Raw genomic sequence first — 17,275 nt, 5'->3', positions numbered from 1 at the left:
TTAGGGGCTTCGTTGGTAAAGTGCCCTTATAGGGCGAAATCAAAACCGCCCGTTCTACGGGCGGATACTTACTTTGTCGTGAAAAAATGAGTATTCCTATTTAAGAAGGAACATGGTATATTTATCGAGATGGAGTCTCGTTAAATTGTTTATTCACTTCGTAAATATCCTCATCAAATTTTCGATGGGTACTCCTAAAAAGTTCTACAAATAACTCACCGATATTTTCTTCCATTGCCTTAATGCCTTCCCCAGTAACACCACCTTTTACACATACCTTTTCCTGGAGAGTGGGCAACGTATATATTTCCTTTTCAAGCAATTTTCCCATTCCGACAATCATTTCACTAGCTAAAATTGTTGCTTGCTCCTCTGTAATTTTCGTTTCCTTCACTGCTGCATTAATAAACTTTCTCACAAGATAAGTAAAAAACGCAGGGCCGCAGCTTACAATATCAGAAGCGACTCTTGTAATGTCGTTATTTATGTGAACCGGAGCAGAAATTTGCTCAAAAAGAAATTCCAAATAATCCTTAAATCTGCTGCTAATGCTACTTCCAAAAGTAAATAAGGATACGCCTGTTAGTGCGCGATTTGTAATACTTGGAATAATACGTGCGACCTGACAGTTTACAATTGATTCGAGCTGTTCAACAGAAATCGGACTCGTAATTGAAACGATACATTTACTACTCGTTAGGCAAGGAGATAATTGGTGTAAAAGGGGGTGAATTTCCAAAGGTTTTACACAAATGAAAATTAAATCAGAGCCTTTTACAACCTCTTCATTTGTCGCTACAACTGTGATATCTGGCATGTAGTTATTAATGGCTATTGCTTTTTCAATGGTTCGATTTGTTATCGTTAATTTTGAAGGCGGAACAGCAAGAGATTCTACAAAGGACTCTATTAAAATTTTCCCCATATTTCCTGTACCAATAAACCCTATATTCAAGTTCGTCCCTCCTTTACAGACTATTCTCCTAAAACAATATGTTTTCCCGAATAAAATTATGAATGATTTTACTTAAAGTAAAAAAAACAAAGGAGACCAAACCATGAATTTTAGAGAAAAAAAGATTAAGTTATTTATTATATGTTGTGGAGTCTGTCTAGTTATCTTTATTGTCTTTTATAATATTTTTGATCATGGAACAAGGGCAGAACCTTACGAGGTAGAAGAGGATTTGCTCTTTGAACCGACCGTTGAGGAAGAGACTGATGCAGAGGAAGAGATTAAGATAATTCTTGTTGATATCAAGGGAGCGGTACATAATGAAAATGTATATAAGGCCGAGGATGGGATGAGAATTAAGGACATTATAGTGATGGCGGGTGGATTTACTGAAGATGCAAACATCAATCAGGTGAATTTAGCACAGCGAGTGGAGGATGAAATGGTTATTTATGTTCCACGCATTGGTGAGGATTTTGAAATGGATAGCAGTTTGTCCCCAAAAGGCGATGGAAAGATTTCATTAAATAAAGGAGCACAGGCAGATTTTGAAACGTTATCAGGAATCGGCCCATCAAAAGCGGCAGCGATCATTGCATTCCGTGAAGAAAATGGACCGTTTAAACAACTTGAGGACCTGATGGAAGTTAGCGGAATCGGGGAAAAATCCTTTGAAAAAATAAGGGACAAACTCAAATTAAATTGACGGTTTGTACAAATAACCGATAAAATAATTGTAAGATTTTGTTGAAGGGATGGGGAAAATTTGAATCGAATCAAATGGGATCAATATTTTATGGCACAAAGCCATTTACTTGCATTAAGAAGTACCTGTACACGACTAACAGTTGGGGCAACCATTGTACGAGATAAGCGAATTATCGCAGGGGGATATAATGGCTCTGTGTCTGGCGGTACACACTGTTCAGATGAGGGCTGCTATGTAGTCGAAAATCACTGTATAAGAACCGTTCACGCTGAAATAAATGCATTACTGCAATGTGCCAAGTTTGGAGTCCCTACAGAAAATGCGGAAATCTATGTTACTCATTTTCCATGCCTCCAATGCACAAAAGCAATTATTCAAGCAGGGATTAAGGTTGTATATTATGCGGAAGATTATAAAAATCACCCTTACGCAATAGAATTACTTGAGAAATCAAATGTAAGAATTGAGAAGGTTCCTCTTCAAGAAATGGTAATTGACTTAAAATCAAAAGAGAAATTAGCATTTGTTAATGATTTAATAGAAAAATTAACAGAGTCAGGTGCGGATGATAGAGAAATAGAGAAGCTGCATGAGAAAACTGCTGCACTATTTTCAAATATCGGTTAGTTTGATAAATAAGTATGGGGACTATGTAAGAGGAAAGCTCGTTTTTCTTTCATCCTTTGCAATATTTGGAATACTAGTCCCCTATACATCTTTTTCATGGTTAAGTATAATCCTCACCCTACTCTTATTAGGATTTGTTATGATCCGCCACCATTATTCACTCGTTATCCTCAGTATTATCACTCTTTTTACTTTTATGTGTATTTTTACCATCATCGACTCCAAAAATCATACAAATTTGACCCCTACCACAGAAAGGATTGATGCGGAAATAGTTGAAACACCAGATATTAATGGTGACAAGCTATCCGTAACCGTAAATACTTCAAAGGATGAAAAACTGCTGTTAGTTTATTATTTCGAAACGGAGTTAGAGAGAAAGCAGCTAAGCTCTACTGTTCGAATAGGGTTGGTTTGTACTTTTCATGGAAGTCTAAAGGAACCCCAAGTCGCACGAAATCCCAATTCTTTTAACTATAAACAATATTTGTATACACAAAAAATCCATTGGATTTTTGAAGCGAATGAAATAAAAATAGAAAATTGTTCTTCAAACGAAAAGTGGACGATAAATCATATGCTTCTAAATATAAGAGATACTGGAATCCATCATATTAATACTTATTTTGCTGGCTCAACCGCAGGGATTATCCAAGCATTGATCTATGGGGAAAGAACAAATATCGCAAATGAGATAGAAAGTTCCTATCAATCATTAGGATTGATACATTTATTGGCGATATCAGGACTGCATGTAAGTCTCATGACAGGGATGTTTTACTATTTATGTATTCGCTTTGGCTTGACACGTGAAATAACCACAATTTTACTGTTATGTTTACTGCCAGCATATATCATAATTGCCGGAGGCTCTCCTTCAGTTATTCGCTCAGTTTTAATGAGTATGCTTTTATTAGCAAACATTAAATGGTGGGAAAAACGTAGTGTCCTTGATGTCATTAGTTTTTCCTGCATGACTATGCTACTGTTTAATCCGTACTATATCGTAAATATCGGTTTTCAATTGTCCTTTTTAGTGAGTGCGTCCCTGATCCTTTCTTCTAGAGCCATTTTTAAATACTATCCAACTACGATTGCTTCTTTATTTGTTGTTTCATTGTTATCGCAAATTGCTTCAATGCCGGTTCTACTATTCCACTTTTACGAGTTCTCGTTATTGAGCTTACCTTTAAATATGGTATATGTCCCATTATATTCAGTTGTGATTTTACCATTTGCCTTATTCACTGTTTTTTTGCTTAGCATATTCGATCCGATTGGCCAAATTTTTGCTGCGATGCTTACGTGGATACTCGAAATCTTAAATCAAGCGACAGTTTGGGTATCACAATTCCCTTTCACTTTATTGACACTAGGTAAGCCAGGTTTCATCTTAATGATTCTGTATTGTGTATCTATTCTATACCTTTTAATTTGTTGGGAAAAAAGAAAAACCTTAGTCCAAAGGGCACTTTTCGCGCCAATTTCGGTTTTGATACTCCATTTGCTTTTACCATATATAAATCCATATGGTGAAATTACAATGTTAGATGTTGGACAAGGCGATAGTATATTAATTGAGCTACCGTATCGAAAAGGAACGTATCTCATTGATACAGGTGGAAACATTGAGTTTAATCAAGAGCAATGGCGACAAAGAAGGAAAGAGTTCTCGACTGCAGATATAATCATTCCATTCCTAAAGTCAAAGGGAGTACGAAGTTTAGATAAGCTAATCATTACCCACGGTGACCGAGATCATATCGGTGGAGCGAAGGAAATTATAAAAAAAATGAGGATTAATGAAATCGTCATAGGAAAAAGCACGAAGGATACAAAACAAGAAACAGAGTTGAAGAAAATAGCTACTAAAGAAGGGATTCCCATACATTTAGTTGAACGTGGACAAAAATGGCAGGAAGGAGGAAATACATTTTATACACTTTCCCCAAAGGGAGATGAAATGGTGGAGAATAACAATTCAATCGTTATATTTACAAAAATCGGTGGTCTAAGTTGGTTATTTACAGGGGACATTGAAAAAGATGTGGAACTTGATCTTATCAATACATATAAAAACATGAGGATAGATGTATTAAAGGTGGGACATCACGGAAGCAAGTCCTCATCTACGGAGAGATTTATCCAATCCTTAAAACCTAAAATTGCCCTAATTCCAGTGGGTGTAAATAATCGTTTTAATCATCCACATCCAGAGGTGATTAATCGATTAAAACAAGAAAAAATCAAAGTATATAGAACTGACACAGATGGGGCGATACAATACCGTTTTTTCAAAAAACCAGGAACCTTTATAACGACAATTCCATAAGATACAGTAAAGGCAAGGAGCGAAAAAAGACTGCCTTATATGGGCAGTCTTGGTTTTGACAGTATGTATTCTGTCGGTATTAAGCTCCGATAACTTTAATTAAAGTTGCGATAATGAAAATTATAGCGAAGAAGCCAAATGATACAACGAAAGCTACTCCAGCATCGATAACGTCATTTCGTGTGTTTTTTATATTCTTTTCGAATTCGTTCACGCCTAACCCCTCCTAAACACTTATAGTATAGCCTAACTAGTCAAAAAAATCTATAATTCCTTTAAAAAGTTGGTTTTGTTTTACAAATCAAAAAGTTAGAAACCTCAGTGAATAAAACAAAGCCAAAAAAAGGTAGAACCCTTTTTCCCCTATTATCCGATACTCTTCCTTTATTAACAACACTTGTCACAAATAGTTCAAAAAACAATGTAAATCCTAATAGTACATAAGAACAACAACACAGTAATAGTCAGATTACAAATAATCATTACTCGACAAGATACCCGGGGCTTGTTTGGTAATGTTTCTATAGATAGGGAATTGGTGAAAACCAATTCCCTTTGAAATTTTTATGGAGGTTGAAAAATTTGTGTTTTACCGATACGATTAGAGAAGATTTGAAGGCTTACAGTGGAGAGGAATAAGTATGAATTTAGAGCTTTGGAAAAAAATTAAGAAAAGGCAATTTGCACCTGTCTATTTATTACATGGTTCAGAAACCTTTTTAATACAGGAAACAAAGGAGTTACTGATCAAATATAGCGTTGAAGAGGAAGAAAAAGATTTTAACCTATCTATTTTTGATTTAGAGGAAACTCCTGTTGAAATTGCCTTGGCTGATGCTGAGACCCTTCCTTTTATGGGAGAAAGACGTCTGGTTATTTTACAAAATCCACACTTTTTAACAGCTGAAAAGAGTAAGGAAAAGGTTGAACATAATGTAACGGTACTCGAACAATATTTAAAAGAGCCTGCTCCTTTTACGATTCTTGTGATTACGGCTCCGTATGAAAAGTTAGATGAGCGGAAGAAAATTGTTAAGCAGTTAAAGAAAAATGCTGAAGTGTTGACTGTTAATACATTATCTGAAAAGGATTTACATAGCTGGATAACTGAAAGAACAAACCAGCATCGGGTTACCATTTCCCCCTCTGCGATTCAGGAACTGTTACATGTGGCAGGGACGAATCTTATGAACATAACCCAAGAAATCGATAAAATGTGTTTATACCTTGGGGAAAATGGCGAGATAACAAAGGAAACCGTGAAATTGCTCGTACCCAGGTCTTTGGAGCAAAATATTTTTTCATTAATTGATAAGGTAGTAAATAGGAAACTTGATGAGGCACTAAGAATTTTTTATGACCTTTTGCAAAATAATGAAGAGCCCATCAAAATATTATCTTTGCTTGCTACACAATTTAGGTTGATTTTTCAGGTGAAGGAGCTTTCTAGACAAGGCTACGGACAACAGCAGATTGCTGGAAATCTTAAAGTTCATCCGTTCCGGGTCAAGCTTGCGGGTGGACAAGCAAATTTATTTACACAAGAAGAATTGCTGGGAATTTTGAGCCAGCTTGCTGAAGCTGACTATGAAATGAAAAACGGAAAAATGGATAAAAAATTAATTCTGGAATTATTTATTATGAAGTTAGGTAAGTAAAATAGAGCGCAAAAAAAAACGACTCAAATCGAGTCGTTTATTTATTATGCGTTAACCTCGTTAAGTTTTTTCGCTAGACGAGATTTTTGACGGTCAGCAACATTTTTATGGATAAGACCTTTACGAGCCGCTTTGTCAAGCTTGCTTGAAGCAGTAAGAAAAGCTGCTTTTGCGTTTTCAACGTCATTGTTAGCAACTGAAGCTTCAAAGTTTTTTACAGCAGTACGCATTGCAGACTTAACAGTTGCATTATGAGCACGGCTTTCATCACTTGTTTTTACACGTTTGATAGCTGATTTAATATTTGGCATACTTTCACCTCCTGCGAATATCAAGATGATCTAACACGATCAATCATCTACGAAAATTAACGAAAACCTTCTCTATTAAAGTTTTCCTTCGCTTAATGATCTCTTATACATTCATTGATACTCTGATGTTACAACAAAAGTTATTCTATCAAATTGGCTGTGAGAATGCAATACCAATCTAATTCCTACTTGATAAAAATTGCATGAACCACATTTTAACAGGTAAAGCTATAGATACTATGTAAAAATTGGAGGTCATTGGAATGGGAGAACAACTAGACTTAACAAAATACTCTGTTCGTACTGACTTAGCGCTAGAAGCAAGCGCAATGGCAGTCGAAGAACGAAATAAAACACTAAAAGAAGATCAACAGCCTGTATCAGAAATTGAAGGTGTCATCATAAAAGAGAGACAAGAGGATGGAATTACCATTTCTACAGTCGAAATTACCGAGGAAGGTGCAAATGCAGTTGGAAAGAAAAAAGGAAATTATTTAACACTAGAGGTTCAGGGGATACGTCAAAAAGATTCAGAACTCCAACAAAAGGTGCAAGAAGTATTCGCTAAGGAATTTAATCACTTTTTATCAAAACTAAATATCGGGAAAGATGCTAGCTGTCTAGTTGTTGGTTTAGGAAATTGGAACGTAACACCAGATGCGCTGGGGCCGTTGGCAGTTGAGAACCTTGTCATTACAAGGCATCTCTTTGAATTGCAGCCTGAAAATGTGCAGGATGGTTTTCGCTCTGTAAGTGCAATTGCACCAGGGGTGATGGGGTTAACAGGAATCGAAACAAGTGACATCATCTACGGAGTCATTGAAAAATCAAAACCTGATTTTATTATTGCCATCGATGCATTGGCAGCACGTTCAGTCGAGCGGGTGAATTCAACGATTCAAATATCGGACACAGGTATTCATCCGGGTTCTGGGGTTGGAAACAAACGCAAAGAACTAAGTAAGGATTCATTAGGTATTCCCGTAATCGCGATTGGAATTCCAACAGTCGTTGATGCTGTTTCTATTACAAGTGATGCGTTTGATTTTATATTAAAGCATTTTGGTAGAGAGCTTAAAGAAGGGGATAAACCTTCACGTTCTCTAATACCTGCGGGCATGACTTTTGGGGAGAAAAAAGTATTAACAGAGGATGACTTGCCTGGTGAGCAAGAAAGGAATACATTCTTAGGAATAGTCGGAACTCTACCAGAAGATGAGAAAAGAAAATTAATTCACGAAGTGTTGTCACCTCTTGGTCATAACTTAATGGTTACACCAAAAGAGGTAGATGTCTTCATTGAGGACATGGCAAATGTAATAGCGGGTGGCCTAAATACTGCATTGCATGGTGAGATTGGCCAAGATAATTCAGGTGCGTATACTCATTAATAAAATTGAATAGATTCTATCATTTCGGTTCTACTAACTCTTGTTTGCTCATATCAATATGATAGACAAACCATTGAGGAGGTAAAATATGAAGGGTTTTCGGTCTCAAGGAATGATGATCTCAATTCAAGGAACCAGCGTTGTAAAAGGGATTCTATTCCTCATATTTAGCTTTATCTTATTGTTTACGATTACGGGAGCAATTGTCTCTCTTAAACCAGAGTTTAGAATAAGTTCTTCGTCTATCAGTAATGTCGCAACAAATCTCTCAGGAGAAGCACTTGTTCATCTATTAGGGTATGAAAACCATTATTTTGTTCAAGGCTTACCTGAATCGACTACGAAACCAGACTATTTAGGAGCTGTTTTTAAAGCAGCTACAAACCTTACATTAGATGACCCACGAAGCTTCTTAGGCAGGGAGCTCCCTGGGTTCTCGATTTTTGATGGGAAGATAATAGTAGCAGGTGAAGGAACCAATTACACGAATATGCCGATAGAGTCTCCACCACCATTAGATGTTTTATTAGATGAACGAAAAGTGGCTACACAAAATGTTGAACAGGCAGAAAAGCCTACTCAACCTGTGCCACCACCGACGATGACAACTGGTGAGAAAAAAGTTGCCTATATTTATCATACTCACTCAGCAGAAGCCTATTTTCCACATTTAAAAGGTGTAGATACAACCAATGCGAATAATGCAAGACATCCTGAAGTGAATGTAACCAAAGTAGGGGAAATGCTTAAGCAAGAATTAGAGGCAAGAGGAATCGGTACAGATATTGATAAGACAAATATGGACAAGTATTTAAAGTCTAAAGGCTATGATTATTATCAGTCATACAAGGGCTCTGGTGAGATTATGGCTAGCGCTATGGCAAGTAATAAGGACTTAAATTATTTCATTGATATTCACCGTGATGCGCATCGAAAAGAAAAAACCACCGTAGAAATTAACGGAAAGGCCTATGCGAAAATAGCTTTTATAGTTGGGTCAGAGAATCCAAACATTGCGAAAAATCTTGAGCTTGCCAATGCGCTCCACGATATATTTGAAAAAAAATATCCAGGTTTAAATCGAGGTATTTTTAAACAAGGCGGAGTTGGCAATAATGGAGTATATAACCAAGATAAATCAGGCAATGCCATGTTAATTGAATTTGGTGGTGTCGATAATAATTTCGAAGAACTCCGCCGAACAGCAGCTGCTGTAGCTGATGTCTTAGCAGAATACTACTGGCAAGCCGAAAAAGTGAATGCAAATGAAACGAATAAAGAATAACTTTATCGATGCTATATTCGGACCTTATTGACCTAAAAATAGCTTTCAGGACATGTTTGGGCGGTAAAAAGTCAAAAGTAAAGGTATGTACCGTTAAGCACCTTTTTAAGGTACATGCTTAGGTGATAAAAGCAAAAGCGTGTACTGTAAGAACCGTTTAGAGGTACATGCTCGGGTGAAAAAAGCAAAAGCATGTACCGCGAGAACCGTTTAGAGGTACATGCTCAGGTAAAAAAAGCAAAAGCATGTATCGCAAGAGCCATTTTGAGGCACTTGCTAAAGTGAAAAAAGGCACCTAAGTAACACATCATTGCAAAATCGCTAAAAAAATATCCATGTAAAAAAACATTGTGTTAAAAAAAGGGTGTAATTCCAATGGTTAAATTCATGATGAAATGTTTTTTAATAGTAACCGTGCTTCTTCTAGGTGTGTTGATCGGCATGCAGCAGGCGAATGAAGGGATGAAGAAAATGAGGGGCTATAATGACCCCTCCCTTCAAGGTGCCTTTCATATCACCGACAATGACGGTGAAGTTGAAGCATCTGTCTTAGGCAGAAAGGTCACAAGTCATGACCTAGAAGAAAAACAGAAACAACTTGAAAATGTAGAATCATTTAACTTTTTTTCAAGTATTGGTGAAAAACTAGGAAATGGAATTAGTGCTATTTTTGAAAAAATCATGATTGCAATTGGAAATGGAATAGGAAATTTACTTGATAAAATTTAGAAGAGAGCATGCTATGAATAATAAGCAAGCTCTCTTTGTTTTATGGTCGTTTTTTTTCGTAATTGAATGTGACAAAATAGTTCTGTATAATCTAATCTAGTGTAGTTGTTCCATACAGGAGGATTTTTAATGAACCAAGAAGAGAGACGTAATAGACAATCTAGAATTCGAAATTTTTCAATTATTGCTCATATAGACCATGGTAAATCTACATTGGCTGACCGCATACTTGAAAAAACCAATGCGTTAACCCATCGTGAAATGAAAGAACAATTGCTAGATTCCATGGACCTTGAAAGAGAACGTGGCATTACGATTAAATTAAACGCAGTACAATTAAAATATAAGGCAAAAGATGGTGTGGAATATATTTTCCATCTTATTGACACCCCAGGACATGTTGACTTTACATATGAAGTTTCAAGGAGTTTAGCAGCATGTGAGGGTGCAGTGCTCGTTGTCGATGCAGCACAGGGGATTGAGGCACAAACACTAGCAAATGTGTACCTCGCTTTAGACAATGACTTAGAAATATTACCGGTAATTAATAAAATCGACCTACCGAGTGCAGACCCAGAGCGTGTTAGACAAGAAATTGAAGATGTTATTGGACTCGATGCGTCAGAAGCTGTTTTAGCTTCTGCGAAAGCAGGGATTGGAATTGAAGAGATATTAGAGCAGGTTGTTGAAAAAGTCCCTGCACCGCAGGGGGACCCTGAGGCACCTCTAAAAGCTCTTATTTTTGACTCTTTATATGATCCATACCGTGGTGTAGTTGCTTACATTCGAGTAATAGAAGGTAAAGTTAGACCTGGTGATAAAATAAAAATGATGGCAACAGGTAAGGAGTTTGAAGTGATTGAAGCGGGTGTATTTACACCTCGCGCAACCCTTCAGGAAGAATTAACTGTTGGTGACGTTGGATTTTTAACAGCTGCAATCAAAAATGTAGGGGATACACGTGTGGGTGATACGATTACCAACGCGAAAAACGGTGCTACTGAGCCCCTACCAGGATATAGACGCTTAAATCCTATGGTGTACTGCGGTTTATATCCAATCGATACAGCTAAATATAATGATTTACGTGAAGCATTAGAAAAACTTGAATTAAATGATGCAGCCCTTCAATTCGAACCAGAGACTTCTCAGGCACTAGGTTTTGGCTTCCGATGTGGATTTTTAGGTCTATTGCATATGGAAATCATTCAAGAAAGAATTGAAAGAGAATTTAAAATCGACTTAATTACCACTGCACCAAGCGTTATATACGATGTGTTTCTAACGGATGGTACAGATGTACGAATTGATAATCCATCAGCAATGCCAGATCCACAAAAAATTGACAGAATTGAAGAGCCTTACGTAAAAGCAACCATGATGGTTCCAAATGATTATGTTGGTGCTGTTATGGAGTTATGCCAAGGCAAACGTGGTATCTTCATTGATATGCAGTATCTTGATGAGAGACGTGTAAGTATCGTCTATGAAATTCCACTTGCAGAAATCGTTTATGATTTCTTTGACCAATTAAAATCGAGCACTAAAGGCTATGCATCATTTGATTATGAATTAATAGGTTACAAGCCTTCAAAGCTTGTGAAGATGGATATTTTATTAAATGCTGAAAAAGTAGATGCACTTTCCTTCATTGTTCACAAGGATTCAGCTTATGATCGAGGAAAAGTGATCGTAGAAAAGCTAAAGGAATTAATTCCAAGACAGCATTTTGAAGTACCTATTCAAGCCGCGGTTGGTCAAAAGATTATTGCTCGATCAACCATTAAGGCAATGCGTAAAAATGTATTGGCAAAATGTTACGGTGGGGACATCTCCCGTAAACGTAAACTTCTTGAAAAACAAAAAGAAGGTAAGAAACGAATGAAGCAAGTCGGCTCAGTCGAAGTACCTCAAGAGGCATTCATGGCAGTATTGAAAATGGATGATAAATAAGAAAAGTGCAAGGCGCGAGGTCTAAGGTGACAAGCATAAGATAAGAGCTGACAGAAGGTGCCTTTTACCTTCCGAAGCGATTGGCTTATACCAGAGAGCTGATGGCGCCTGGTACTAGACATATAAAGTAAGATGCCGCAGACTTTTCTGCGGTTTTCTTTATTCTATTATTTACGACATTCGCTTAAAGAAAGAAGTGATTTTTTGGTACGAGCAGCATACCTTCACATCCCCTTTTGTGAACAAATTTGTCACTATTGTGATTTCAATAAAGTTTTTCTAAAAGGTCAACCTGTTGATGAATATCTTCAATACATGGATACTGAAATGAAAAATACAGTCGAGGCTCATCCTCCTGCTACTCTCAAATCCATCTTCGTCGGTGGGGGAACGCCAACCGTTCTTTCCGTAAACCAGTTAGAGACATTCCTCACGAGTATTAATCAATATTTAAAGCCCCAAAGCGATACAATTGAATTCACCTTTGAAGCAAACCCTGGTGATCTTACAGAGGATAAATTAAAAGTATTGCTTGATTCAGGTGTCAATCGAATAAGTTTTGGGGTACAAACATTCGATGATAAGCTACTCAAAGCTATTGGAAGAACACATCGTCGTGAAGATGTTTTTCACACAATTGAATTAGCGAAACGTGTTGGTTTTAAAAACATTAGTATTGATTTGATGTATGCTTTACCCCAACAAACGATAGAAAGTTTTCAAGAATCGCTTAACTTAGCATTTTCACTCGATGTAGAGCATGTATCAGCATACTCCCTCATCATTGAACCAAAAACAGTGTTCTATAATTTGATGAGAAAAGGAAATTTGCATCTGCCAAGCCAAGAAAATGAAGCAAGAATGTATGAAATCTTAATGGAAGAGATGGGGAAACATGGTTTTCATCAATATGAAATAAGTAATTTCTCAAAGGATAACTATGAAAGTCGCCATAATTTAACGTATTGGAATAATGAAGAGTACTATGGAATCGGTGCAGGCGCTCATAGCTATTTGGGAGGAAGAAGAATTTCAAATGCAGGACCCATTAAAAAATATATGCAAACCATAGATGATCATGGCTTTCCGTATGTCGAAACGCATGAAGTGACAAAACAAGAAAAAATGGAAGAAGAGCTTTTTTTAGGATTGCGTAAAACAAAAGGTGTTTCAATTCCTCATTTTTCGGAAAAATTTTCAATCAGTATTTTTGATGTTTTTGCAGACCAAATTAAAGAACAAAAAGAAAAAGGTCTGCTAGAAGAAAAAGATGATTATATTCGATTAACTCATGCCGGAAAGTTTCTTGGGAATGAAGTTTTTCAAGCGTTTTTGCTGTAAATAAAGAAGGAGTTTAAATCGTTGACAATGGCACTCGTATTTGGTAATTTAATTATAGAATTAGCACTCGCAGATTAGGAGTGCTAACAGAGGTGATGTTCCTTGCTAACAGATCGTCAACTATTGATTCTTCAAGTAATAATTGATGACTTTATTAGATCTGCACAGCCAGTAGGGTCAAGAACATTGTCGAAAAAGGATGGGATTGTGTTTAGCTCAGCAACTATTCGCAATGAGATGGCAGATCTAGAAGAACTAGGATTTATTGAGAAAACTCATAGCTCATCTGGTAGAGTCCCATCTGAACAAGGCTATCGATACTATGTGGACCATTTATTATCTCCGAGTCGATTAACTTTAAAGGAAAAGCATGAGATAAAGTCTATTTTTGCAGAGAAAATTTATGAGCTTGAAAAAATTGTTCAAAAATCTGCACAGATTTTATCAGATCTAACAAACTATACTTCGATTGTTTTAGGTCCCGCCTTTAAAGAAAATAAAGTGAAAAAGCTGCAAATTGTTCCAATTAACAATGAGACAGCTGTTGCGATTATCATTACAGATAATGGCCATGTGGAAAATCGAACAATTTCATTTCCGGAATCCATCGATCCAAGCGATATTGAAAAGATGGTAAATATTCTAAATGAGCGTCTTGTTGGTGTTCCACTGACTGATCTAAAAAACAAAATTTATAAAGAGGTTGCATCTCTGCTGAAAACTAATATTCGTAACTACGATACGGTTATAAGTGTTTTAGACAAAACACTTTCACTATCTACCGAAGAAAAAGTGTTTATTGGTGGAAAAACAAAGATGTTAAGTCAACCAGAATTTCATGACATTGAAAAAATTCGATCTTTATTAACAATGATTGAAAGTGAACATGAATTTTCTCGACTGTTACGAACAGATAAAGCGGGAATCAATATTAAAATCGGTCATGAAAACAACAATATCGCAATGAATGATTGTAGCCTAATAACAGCAACTTATTCCGTTGGGAATGAACACCTTGGGTCAATCGCGATTTTAGGCCCTACCAGAATGGAATATTCACGTGTTATTACATTGTTGCAGCATATCAGTCATGATTTTTCAAAGGTGCTGACAAAACTGTATCAAAACGAATAGCCGTGGCTATATTTAGTAGAGGGTGGAATAACCCTCTAATACATATACTAGGTACTATGATAATAGGGACTTCACTTTAAGGGAGGTGAGTGTATTGGCTAACGAGAACGAAGTAGTAAAAGAAGATATTGAACTAGAAGAAACTAACGTAGACAATGATGTGGTAGAAACGATTGAACAGGCTGAAGCAGAATTAGTAGAAGAACAAGAAGATAATGTGCAAGCCGAACTTTCGAAAGCCAATGAAAAAATTGCAGAACTTGAAGCTAAGCTAGAGGAAGCAGAAAGTCGAATTTTGCGCCAGATTGCCGACTTCGAAAACTTTAAGAGACGTGCACGCTTAGATCAAGAAACAGCTGCTACATATAGATCACAAAGTCTTGTAACGGATTTGATACCAGCTCTTGATAACTTTGAGAGGGCACTTCAAATAGAAGCGACAAATGATCAAGCAAAATCAATTATGCAAGGTGTAGAAATGGTATACCGAAGCATTATAGATGCCCTGAAAAAAGAAGGGGTAGAAGCAATTGAAGCAGTGGGAACACAATTTGATCCGAATGTGCATCAAGCTGTTATGCAAGTGAGTGAGCCAGATACGGAATCAAATGTGGTTCTAGAAGAGTTCCAAAAAGGATACAAACTTAAAGATAGAGTGTTAAGACCTTCAATGGTGAAGGTAAATGAATAGTTCTAAGTTTTATTCAATTAGGAGGTTTTTTTATGAGTAAAATCATTGGTATAGATTTAGGTACAACAAACTCATGTGTTGCTGTTATGGAGGGTGGAGAACCGAAAGTTATTCCGAACCCAGAAGGTAACCGCACAACACCATCTGTTGTCTCTTTTAAGAATGGGGAAAGACAAGTTGGTGAAGTGGCAAAACGTCAAGCTATCACAAATCCTAACACAATTATGTCGATCAAACGTCATATGGGAACAGATTACAAAACTGAAATAGAAGGTAAGCAATATACTCCACAAGAAGTATCTGCTATTCTACTTCAATACTTTAAATCGTATGCAGAAGAATACCTTGGAGAAAAGGTAACAAAGGCAGTTATCACTGTTCCAGCATACTTTAATGACGCTGAACGTCAAGCAACTAAGGATGCGGGTCGAATTGCTGGTCTTGAAGTTGAACGTATTATTAACGAGCCAACTGCTGCTGCTCTTGCATATGGTTTAGATAAAACAGAAGAAGATCAAACAATTCTTGTATATGACCTTGGTGGTGGTACATTCGACGTGTCCATCCTAGAACTTGGTGACGGAGTATTCGAAGTTAAGTCCACTGCAGGTGACAATCGTCTTGGTGGAGATGACTTTGACCAAGTAATTATTGATTATTTAGTAGATCAATTCAAAAAAGATAATGGAATTGATCTTTCAAAAGATAAAATGGCATTACAACGTTTAAAAGATGCTGCTGAAAAAGCGAAGAAGGATTTATCTGGTGTAACTTCTACACAAATCTCTCTTCCATTCATCACTGCTGGAGAAGCAGGACCACTTCACTTAGAAGTAAATTTAACTCGTGCAAAATTTGATGAGATTTCAGCTGGACTTGTTGAGCGTACAATGGGCCCAACTCGACGCGCGCTTCAAGATGCTGGTCTTTCAGCTAGCGATATTGATAAAGTCATCCTTGTTGGTGGCTCAACTCGTATTCCTGCTGTTCAAGAAGCAATCAAGAAAGAAACTGGCAAAGAACCACATAAAGGGGTTAATCCTGACGAAGTAGTTGCGTTAGGTGCAGCAATTCAAGGTGGAGTATTAACTGGAGATGTTAAAGACGTCGTTCTATTAGACGTAACACCTTTGTCACTTGGTATTGAAACAATGGGTGGTGTATTTACTCGTTTAATCGATCGTAATACAACAATCCCAACTAGTAAGTCTCAAACATTCTCAACTGCTGCAGACAATCAAACAGCTGTTGACATCCATGTACTTCAAGGTGAACGTCAAATGGCTGCAGATAACAAAACATTGGGTCGTTTCCAATTAACTGATATTCCACCAGCACCACGTGGAGTGCCACAAATTGAAGTAACATTTGATATCGATAAGAACGGTATCGTAAATGTTCGTGCAAAAGACCTTGGTACAAATAAAGAGCAAGCTATTACAATTCAATCTTCTTCAGGCCTTTCTGACGATGAAGTTGAACGTATGGTACGTGAGGCAGAAGAAAATGCAGAAGCCGACAAAAAGCGTAAAGAAGAAGTTGAACTTCGCAATGAAGCAGATCAATTAGTGTTTACAACTGAAAAAACACTTAAAGACTTAGAAGGTAAGGTAGATGCTGCAGAAGTTGAAAAAGCTAACGAAGCTAAAGACGCATTAAAACAAGCAATCGAGAAAAACGATCTTGATGAAATTAGAGCAAAGAAAGATGCTCTACAAGAAATCGTTCAACAGCTTTCTGTGAAACTATATGAGCAAGCTCAGCAACAAGCTCAAGCAGCTCAAGGTGCACAAGGAGCAGAAGGCGCAACTCAAGGCAAGAAAGACGACGATGTAGTAGATGCTGAATATGAAGAAGTAAATGATGATAAATAGAAAGGCGTAAGTGCCTTGTACAGAAACGAGAAAGCTGGCCGCTTAAAACGCCACGTCCTGTGGGAAAACAGCACTAGCACTTCTTGTGTGCTTGAGACTCCGACAAATAGGCGTAGTTTGCCTCTGCAGGAGGCGTTCAAGTTTCTCGAGTTTCTAGGCACTGAAACCAGACATCATTAAAAAGAATTAAATGTAAAAAAAGTCGAAGTCTGAACTGACCTAGCCAAATGAGACATATATAAAACACCTATCCATATTAAATTTAACACTTTTTCATTAATTTGA

15 protein-coding genes are annotated in these 17,275 nt (G+C 37.0%); 12 read left to right on the top strand and 3 right to left on the bottom strand.

The window, feature by feature from the left end:
• Positions 1-121: 121 nt before the first annotated feature.
• Positions 122-955 (bottom strand): late competence protein ComER, encoded by an 834-nt coding sequence (comER, locus tag ACR65M_RS23545; RefSeq protein ID WP_440274545.1) that lies wholly within the window; start codon positions 953-955, stop codon positions 122-124.
• A gap of 103 nt (positions 956-1,058) precedes the next feature.
• Here comER and ACR65M_RS23540 point away from each other — a divergent pair, with 103 nt between their 5' ends.
• Genes ACR65M_RS23540 through ACR65M_RS23530 form a run of 3 tightly spaced genes read left to right on the top strand, consistent with a single transcriptional unit; the run spans position 1,059 to position 4,623 of the window.
• Positions 1,059-1,661 carry a helix-hairpin-helix domain-containing protein gene (locus ACR65M_RS23540; protein WP_440274544.1) on the top strand — a complete coding sequence of 201 codons (603 nt, stop codon included), beginning with the start codon at positions 1,059-1,061 and terminating at the stop codon, positions 1,659-1,661.
• 60 nt (positions 1,662-1,721) lie between these two features.
• The gene (locus ACR65M_RS23535; RefSeq protein ID WP_304218817.1) at positions 1,722-2,291 is read left to right on the top strand and encodes a ComE operon protein 2; all 570 of its coding nucleotides are present in this window, start codon (positions 1,722-1,724) and stop codon (positions 2,289-2,291) included.
• Entirely contained in the window at positions 2,254-4,623 is a 2,370-nt protein-coding gene (locus ACR65M_RS23530) for a DNA internalization-related competence protein ComEC/Rec2 (protein ID WP_440274543.1), read from the top strand. The genes ACR65M_RS23535 and ACR65M_RS23530 overlap by 38 nt, the downstream gene beginning before the upstream one ends.
• Positions 4,624-4,702: 79 nt before the next feature.
• On the opposite strand, the gene ACR65M_RS23525 is transcribed toward ACR65M_RS23530, so the two are convergent.
• The gene (locus ACR65M_RS23525; RefSeq protein WP_121447266.1) at positions 4,703-4,837 is read right to left on the bottom strand and encodes a YqzM family protein; all 135 of its coding nucleotides are present in this window, start codon (positions 4,835-4,837) and stop codon (positions 4,703-4,705) included.
• A gap of 427 nt (positions 4,838-5,264) precedes the next feature.
• On the opposite strand from ACR65M_RS23525, the gene holA reads away from it, so the two are divergent.
• Positions 5,265-6,281 carry a DNA polymerase III subunit delta gene (gene holA, locus ACR65M_RS23520; protein ID WP_440274542.1) on the top strand — a complete coding sequence of 339 codons (1,017 nt, stop codon included), beginning with the start codon at positions 5,265-5,267 and terminating at the stop codon, positions 6,279-6,281.
• Positions 6,282-6,325: 44 nt separating this feature from the next.
• On the opposite strand, the gene rpsT is transcribed toward holA, so the two are convergent.
• Positions 6,326-6,592, bottom strand: coding sequence for a 30S ribosomal protein S20 (rpsT, locus tag ACR65M_RS23515; protein ID WP_121447264.1), 267 nt, complete (start codon positions 6,590-6,592; stop codon positions 6,326-6,328).
• A gap of 263 nt (positions 6,593-6,855) precedes the next feature.
• Here rpsT and gpr point away from each other — a divergent pair, with 263 nt between their 5' ends.
• From gpr to dnaK, 8 genes are all read left to right on the top strand, one after another.
• Entirely contained in the window at positions 6,856-7,983 is a 1,128-nt protein-coding gene (gpr, locus tag ACR65M_RS23510) for a GPR endopeptidase (RefSeq protein ID WP_341330813.1), read from the top strand.
• Positions 7,984-8,071: 88 nt separating this feature from the next.
• Entirely contained in the window at positions 8,072-9,268 is a 1,197-nt protein-coding gene (gene spoIIP, locus ACR65M_RS23505) for a stage II sporulation protein P (RefSeq protein WP_440274541.1), read from the top strand.
• 375 nt (positions 9,269-9,643) lie between these two features.
• Positions 9,644-9,997, top strand: a complete 354-nt coding sequence (locus ACR65M_RS23500; protein WP_341330815.1) for a YqxA family protein — start codon at positions 9,644-9,646, stop codon at positions 9,995-9,997.
• 129 nt (positions 9,998-10,126) lie between these two features.
• Positions 10,127-11,950, top strand: a complete 1,824-nt coding sequence (gene lepA / locus ACR65M_RS23495) for a translation elongation factor 4 (protein WP_341330816.1) — start codon at positions 10,127-10,129, stop codon at positions 11,948-11,950.
• Positions 11,951-12,154: 204 nt separating this feature from the next.
• Entirely contained in the window at positions 12,155-13,291 is a 1,137-nt protein-coding gene (hemW, locus tag ACR65M_RS23490) for a radical SAM family heme chaperone HemW (RefSeq protein WP_440274540.1), read from the top strand.
• Positions 13,292-13,393: 102 nt separating this feature from the next.
• Entirely contained in the window at positions 13,394-14,425 is a 1,032-nt protein-coding gene (hrcA, locus tag ACR65M_RS23485; protein ID WP_341330818.1) for a heat-inducible transcriptional repressor HrcA, read from the top strand.
• A 94-nt stretch (positions 14,426-14,519) separates the two neighbouring features.
• Complete coding sequence (grpE, locus tag ACR65M_RS23480) at positions 14,520-15,116, top strand: nucleotide exchange factor GrpE (RefSeq protein WP_341330819.1); 597 nt, start codon at positions 14,520-14,522, stop codon at positions 15,114-15,116.
• 32 nt (positions 15,117-15,148) lie between these two features.
• Positions 15,149-16,990 carry a molecular chaperone DnaK gene (gene dnaK, locus ACR65M_RS23475; protein ID WP_341330820.1) on the top strand — a complete coding sequence of 614 codons (1,842 nt, stop codon included), beginning with the start codon at positions 15,149-15,151 and terminating at the stop codon, positions 16,988-16,990.
• Positions 16,991-17,275: the final 285 nt, after the last annotated feature.

This window comes from Ferdinandcohnia sp. SAFN-114 (assembly GCF_059415045.1).
Note: the sequence above shows the minus strand (reverse complement) of the source record. Positions and strands in the feature narration are given on the sequence as shown.

Excerpts from the sequence above, each read along its gene's own strand:
- ACR65M_RS23540 (WP_440274544.1), top strand. The coding sequence starts at position 1,059 with ATGAATTTTAGAGAAAAAAAGATTAAGTTATTTATTATATGTTGTGGA.
- ACR65M_RS23530 (WP_440274543.1), top strand. The coding sequence starts at position 2,254 with ATGAGAAAACTGCTGCACTATTTTCAAATATCGGTTAGTTTGATAAAT.
- holA (WP_440274542.1), top strand. The coding sequence starts at position 5,265 with ATGAATTTAGAGCTTTGGAAAAAAATTAAGAAAAGGCAATTTGCACCT.
- rpsT (WP_121447264.1), bottom strand. The coding sequence starts at position 6,592 with ATGCCAAATATTAAATCAGCTATCAAACGTGTAAAAACAAGTGATGAA.
- gpr (WP_341330813.1), top strand. The coding sequence starts at position 6,856 with ATGGGAGAACAACTAGACTTAACAAAATACTCTGTTCGTACTGACTTA.
- spoIIP (WP_440274541.1), top strand. The coding sequence starts at position 8,072 with ATGAAGGGTTTTCGGTCTCAAGGAATGATGATCTCAATTCAAGGAACC.
- ACR65M_RS23500 (WP_341330815.1), top strand. The coding sequence starts at position 9,644 with ATGGTTAAATTCATGATGAAATGTTTTTTAATAGTAACCGTGCTTCTT.
- lepA (WP_341330816.1), top strand. The coding sequence starts at position 10,127 with ATGAACCAAGAAGAGAGACGTAATAGACAATCTAGAATTCGAAATTTT.
- dnaK (WP_341330820.1), top strand. The coding sequence starts at position 15,149 with ATGAGTAAAATCATTGGTATAGATTTAGGTACAACAAACTCATGTGTT.